Raw genomic sequence first — 6,233 nt, 5'->3', positions numbered from 1 at the left:
TTAATTCGTAATCGATATTATATTCCTCTTCGGTAAATTCTCTTGTAGGCAATTCAACTTCCTTATTTCTTCCACCGAATAAATTTTTGAAAAAACTCATATTTCTTTTTTTAGTATTTTTGGTTTGGTATCACATAACGTCTTGGCACTACAGCGGGTTTGGGATTAAATTAAGCCTCTTTTCGGATTTGCTAAATATTCCAAATACAAAACCAACTTTCCATTAAGCCCAATACCCAAATCCGTTGTAGTGGCTGTTACAGGATGGTTGTTTCTAGCAAATATTCCTAATTATTAATCGATTTTCAGCCTTTTATTAGCCGACTAAAAACCCAATTCTTGCCCAAATCTCGGCTAAATTTTATTCCCTTTTTTCGTTTCAATTTCATAATCAAAACGATAGTTTATTTTTATTCTCAATGAAACTTCAATGTTTAAGTTTCAGATTTCGCAATTCAATTTAAAACTCCAATTTTCAAGTTCCGCTTTTCAGATTCAGTTTAGAAACTCCGAAATTCGAGTTTGCTTTTCAAGTTTTGCATTTAAGATTCAGTTTTGAAGTTCCAAAATTCAAGTTCTGCATTTCAGATTCTAAACATCAAACTCCAATTTTCCGCTTTTTCATTACAAACTTCCAATTAAAAACTCCAATTTTAAGTTTCTGTATTTCGACTTTTGGCGCAACTAAAAGGTTTTTGAAAACGTGATTTTAACTGAAAAGCTCTTTCTCAACTATCCTGTAACGTTCTGGTACTACAGCTGGTTTGGGACTAAATTAAGCCCATTCTTCGAATTTGCCAAATCATTCCAAATACAAAACCATTTTTCCATTAAGCCTATTGCCCAAATCCGTTGTAGTAGCTGTTGGCGGTTCGGTTTTTTATTTTATACTGGTTTTTCCAAGCACTAAATTATCATTCCATTTTCCAAAATCTTCACAATCATTTATTTTACTCTTTATAAAAACTAGGGTATCATTTTTTTGATAAAACTTTGTGTTTTCAAAAACGTCATATGAGTTTTCAGTTTTTAAGTCGCAATCTTTAAATGATTTTTTAAACATATAATTTTCGCCAATTTTACCATATTTTTCGCAATTTCCTCCATAAACAATTAAAAGGCAACAATCTTTAGGTTTAAAACTATTCAATATTATAGTGTCATTTTCAATTCTCCATTTTCCTTTCGAATGTGAACTTGACATACAAGCACCACTATTAAAGTCAAATGTATTGTCATTATTTATCTTCAAAGTTGCGCTATATGGAAATGGTTTTTTTGTCGATTTCCATTCTGCAATATATTTATTTCGGATTTCGTTTTCAGTTGATTTTTTACAAGCAATGAAACTCAAAAATGACAACAAAATTAAAATGCTAATTATTCTTTTCATGTGTGTAGTTTCTTGTTTGCTGTAAACTGACCGCCAACGTTCTGGTACTACAGCGGGTTTGGGACTAAATTAAGCCCATTCTTCGGATTTGCCAAATCATTCCAAATACAAAACCATCTTTCCATTAAGCCTATTGCCCAAATCCGTTGTAGTAGCTGTTAGGCATTCGGTTCTTTATTTATCACGATTGTTTTTTATAACGGCTTTTTAAATTGTTCTTTAATTTCTGAAATTATTTTATTTGAAACTAATGATAACTGCATTCCAAAAATCATTAAAAAACCGCCTAAAAGAGTAAAGTTTGTTTTGTTAGCAATCAACTCAATATTCGCTACTTTTTCAGGTAAGTGTTGTGCAACATTTACATCGATGTTTGCGTAATCAGGTTCTACAGTTATTTCCATAACTTGAGAAATAAATAATAATATAATACCAATTATTAATATTAGAAATCCAATTAATCTTAGTGAGCCGGCTGTGTTGTCGCTCGTTTTTATTTCATTATTCATATTTTTAATTCTTTTATTGTAATTAAAGGCAAACAAGTTTTTAGTAGTGTGTCTGATTTGCGTATTCAAAACCCTCGTCCGTAAGGCTAACGGCATCGTGCGTTTCCAATTTGAAATATCCACTATTCAAAATAGAATTTATTGCATCGTCAGTATTAAAATGAAAATCTTTTACAATTTCTCGTTTGATGGTATCTGTTAAGTGCATTTTAGCTCCTTTTTTGAACCCTTTAAATTTTAGCAAAAATTCATGTATTATTTGTTCATTATCCATGTTTTGAGATTTAAGCATTATAAAAAACATTCTTTTTTTCTGCGTCAGTTCTGCTGAACTGATGCCTAACTAGTATATACTCGCTACACTGTAGCGTATATATACCAAACTGAGCGGTAGATAGGCGCTATAAAGTAGCCGTTTTGTAATGTTGCTAATATATAAATAATGTTTTTGTTACAAACCATCAAACGACTTTTAATTTATGGTTACTTTTCGTATTAATTAGCTTGTAAATTATAGTGATATATCGTTTTTTTTAATACATTTCTATGTAGATCATTTTTTTTTTTTTCATATTAGGAATTCGTCTATTCTTTAATGAACTGGCAAAAATACCAGAGTATTGAAAGGCAAGAAGAGAGGTTGAGGTAAGTGATTTTAGGATTATTTTAGATAACCGCAACAACACTTCCAATTGACTGTTCTGTTCCACAGGAGATTCTAATTCCTGATAATCTGGCGTTTGAGTAATCGCATGCAAATCATTAATGTCTGCTAAAAGCTGTTCGAATTTGGTTATTGGATCAACAGGCTCTACAAAAATATTATAATATCAAGGCTGTAAAAGACCGAGTCACCACGATACCCTTTTGAATATTGTAGATTTTTATAATGAATGTTGTCAAAAATGGAGTTTAACCTATCTTGAACAAATAGCAAAAACTCTGGTAAATCATCTATATAGTAATAACTTCAGATGAGCGCGCGTAATATCTTGCTAAAGAATTGTAACCGCTGGAATTGGATTAGTTGCCATATTCTATTTTTTTGGCTTTAATTTTTGTTCGTATTTTAAATGACTCTTTCGAGTGCTATAATCAATCTGTGTAATCAAATAGTTAATCCATTATTCGGGTTGACATAATAGTTTCAAAAAGGGCACTCTAATAGCGTTTATCCCTTTTGATAGTGTAAAGATTAGACTAAAATTATGGTTTGAAAAATTTGTGTATACTGGTTTAGTGGTGTTCTATGACTTTAAAAGGATTGTAAAGCAAGTGGATAACATATAAGTTTTGGCTGTAGAAAAAAGACAATAAAGGTTAGGGAGCTTATGGTTTTAAGTTTCCTTTTTAGAGTATATAATGTAATTTTTTGGGTTTGTCAGATTGTGATTTTCTGTCGTGAGAATGACAGTTTTTTTATGATCGCTTGTGTCAGTATTTTTTACTGAAGTTGTAGTTATTAATACAGCTCAAAAATTAAATTCTTTGAGCTGTTTTTTAATAAATTATAGTAGTGTACACGTAACACTACTAGCAAAGGAGGGTAATGATTTTTTTACTCTTTTGTAATTCTGTCCAGTTCTGGTTGGAATTCTATAAGTACCTTTCAGATTCTTTATACGTTTACTAGCAATATCTAAATTGATCAAATCCCGATTAAATTCAATATAACACAATCCTTTACATTCATTTCAATTTTTAATAAAACTAGGTAGTTGAGTATAAGCTTTTCACATTTCAGAAGTTTTCTAATCAATACATCAAGATAGCCTTCCCAAAAACAAAAAAAATAAATACCATTCTCTCCTTGTCTTAACTGTATTTCGTGAAATTGATTTTTAGCATACTCTTGAATGTTTTTTTCAAAACAATTCCTTATGGATTGGTATATAACCTTATTTCTTTTTCTCCCATAACGTCTGAATAATAGTCCAAGTTTAAAGATTCTATTTTCATTGATTGCTTTTTTTCAATTTTCGTTCTACTAAGTTTTGCTGTAATAGCATTTCTGATAACTAATGTATATACCTACAAAAAAAGCATAAGGATTTTACTTGGATCCTTATGTTTTTTTGTAGGCATGGCATGTAGACCTCCCTTATTAAATATTGATTTAATTGACCATTATTCAAAAATAACCATTTTCTCATCAACATACCAAAGATTATCCCATATTTGAACTTCTATTGTATAAGTTGGGAGACTTAATTGTTTTTTGGTTTATTTAATACCAAATTGTTCTTTTAGTTTTTGTAATTCTTTTTCCAGTTTCGATATCATAGATATTGCTTCATCAGGAATGGTAGGATTTACTTTCTCCAGCTTGCTACCCAAGTTTTGCATCTCTCTTCCAATTGTTTGCTCTGTAGTAATGGCATAGGATTCAGTTTGGCGGATTGACTGGTGTCCCAACATTTCTTTTACCACGTAAATGGGCACATCATTATTAAGGGTAACTGTACTGCCAAAAGTGCGTCGGGCTTTATGAGTGTTCAATTCGCTCGTAAACCCACAGAGATCGGCTATTTCTTTAAGATATGCGTTCATTTTTTGATTAGATGCGACGGGCAGGACAGCATTTCTTGAAAGGCAAAGTGGGTGTTCTTTGTACTTCTTGATTATTTCAAGGGCTTTGGGAAGCAGTGGAACATTGGTCACACAACCAGTCTTTTGTCTTTCGGACATTATCCATTGCCTTCCATCTATACCAATTTTTATATCTGTCTTGCGAAGTTGATAAGCGTCAATATAAGCAAGACCAGTATAGCACTGAAAAACGAAGATGTCACGAACAGTTTCGAGTCTTGCAGTTGTAATGTTAATTTGTTCGAGCGTTTGCAATTCACTTGCGGTGAGTGGTCTTTTGATAGTTTTTGTCATCTTACGTTTGAATGCTCTGAAAGGATCCTGCGTAATTATATCTTTATCAATTGCCCTGTTTATTACCTTTTTCATGCAGGCAATATATTTCAATGCAGAGTTATTTACACAATTCCGTACGGTTTTTAGATACAATTCATAGCTAATGATAAAATCATAATCTAAATCCCGGAACTCAATATCTTCTGTCGTGTATTTGTATTTTACAAATTCTTTTGCATGAAATCTTGCTGTCTCATAACGTTTGTGCGTTGCTAAAGCATAATCCTGCGGAACCAGTGCCAACATCTCGTCATTATGCTTTTGAAATTCTTCAAGAAGCATTGCTTTTGAAACTATCCTTCCCAATACAAAATCAATAATCCGCTGCGCAGAAATCGATTTTTCGTTGTAAATTAAATCCATTTTAAATTGGTTGATCCTAGTGATTAGAGCATCAAGAAAATGATTGAGAGTCCTAGCATCTTCCTTATTTCCCGTTGCTCTTTCTGTTTTTTGATCCCACTTTTGGATGTCCCATTTCCTTTTAGTAGATGTCTCTTTTGATACACCATCTACTGTTACTCTCAGATAAATATATCTGATGCTTGATTTGTTTTTGGGTATTTTCAAAAAGAAACATAGCCCAAAGCTGCTTTCTAACATAATTCAGTTTTTTAAATTAATAAATATAGAATTATGTCGTTCTTTTGTCAAGTCGTTAACCTGTTTTACATGTTGTAAATCAATGATTTGAATGTTTTTGTATGGCAATTTCGTGGCACTTTTTGCTGTAATCACAAAATGCCACGAAATTGCCATATAAATTCGGAGCACTTTTGAAAATTTCGATAAATACAAGAAAAATAAAAAAGCCTGCAAATTCAAAAATTTGCAGGCTTTTAAAGGGTTTCGAGACATTTTGTGCGTTTTTGACAACTTTGAAAAGTTGGCTTTAAACGGTCCCAGTGGAATCGCCGGGAATCGAACCCGGGTCCAAACAAGCAACTAAAGAGCTTTCTACACGCTTATTTCCTGAATGGATTTTCGACGCTGAGTTAGGTCAGGAACAACCGCTCTTTGCTTAGCTTCTTAATTTTCGAAATCTGCCCGAAGCCTGCAGAAATCTAGGTTTAAATTTACGATTCACCTTAATCGACCGCCATAAACCAAAGCTTTCGAGGTAAATCCTGCTTTCCTACCTGGTAGGACGAGGCTAATCTTACTATGATTCAGATTATGCAGCAAGAGCGTAGTTTCCTTCGCCGTGTAAAAAGTTTGAGACCTTTTATTTACGAGAATTATCCCAGTTCTCGACGTGCTTACTTTTCAATTCGACTTGCTGTCAAAACCAGTCGACCCCATTTTTAAATTTTGATTACAGAAATTAGGTTTCAGAATCAAATTTCCATTTATTTCCAATGGAAATGTTTTGCAAAGATACAATATCAAGTATCAATTTCAACAGT

General features: G+C 32.3%; 4 protein-coding genes and 1 other RNA gene. All 5 read right to left on the bottom strand.

Annotated elements, in window-relative coordinates:
• Positions 1-880: 880 nt before the first annotated feature.
• Positions 881-1,393: a hypothetical protein gene (locus tag VLC96_RS12440; protein ID WP_325263363.1), complete on the bottom strand. Its 513-nt coding sequence runs from the start codon at positions 1,391-1,393 to the stop codon at positions 881-883.
• Positions 1,394-1,587: 194 nt separating this feature from the next.
• Positions 1,588-1,902 carry a hypothetical protein gene (locus VLC96_RS12435; RefSeq protein WP_325263362.1) on the bottom strand — a complete coding sequence of 105 codons (315 nt, stop codon included), beginning with the start codon at positions 1,900-1,902 and terminating at the stop codon, positions 1,588-1,590.
• A gap of 40 nt (positions 1,903-1,942) precedes the next feature.
• Positions 1,943-2,176: a hypothetical protein gene (locus VLC96_RS12430; protein ID WP_325263360.1), complete on the bottom strand. Its 234-nt coding sequence runs from the start codon at positions 2,174-2,176 to the stop codon at positions 1,943-1,945.
• 1,949 nt (positions 2,177-4,125) lie between these two features.
• Positions 4,126-5,430, bottom strand: a complete 1,305-nt coding sequence (locus VLC96_RS12425) for a site-specific integrase (protein WP_325263358.1) — start codon at positions 5,428-5,430, stop codon at positions 4,126-4,128.
• 300 nt (positions 5,431-5,730) lie between these two features.
• Positions 5,731-6,127, bottom strand: a transfer-messenger RNA (tmRNA) gene (ssrA, locus tag VLC96_RS12420).
• Positions 6,128-6,233: the final 106 nt, after the last annotated feature.

This window comes from Flavobacterium sp. (assembly GCF_035456085.1).
Taxonomy (GTDB): domain Bacteria; phylum Bacteroidota; class Bacteroidia; order Flavobacteriales; family Flavobacteriaceae; genus Flavobacterium.
The sequence above is the reverse complement of the archived record's forward strand: the minus strand, read 5'-3'. Positions and strand labels throughout refer to the sequence as shown.

Coding starts and splice junctions, on each gene's coding strand:
- VLC96_RS12435 (WP_325263362.1), bottom strand. CDS start 1,902: ATGAATAATGAAATAAAAACGAGCGACAACACAGCCGGCTCACTAAGA.
- VLC96_RS12425 (WP_325263358.1), bottom strand. CDS start 5,430: ATGTTAGAAAGCAGCTTTGGGCTATGTTTCTTTTTGAAAATACCCAAA.
- VLC96_RS12440 (WP_325263363.1), bottom strand. CDS start 1,393: ATGAAAAGAATAATTAGCATTTTAATTTTGTTGTCATTTTTGAGTTTC.
- VLC96_RS12430 (WP_325263360.1), bottom strand. CDS start 2,176: ATGGATAATGAACAAATAATACATGAATTTTTGCTAAAATTTAAAGGG.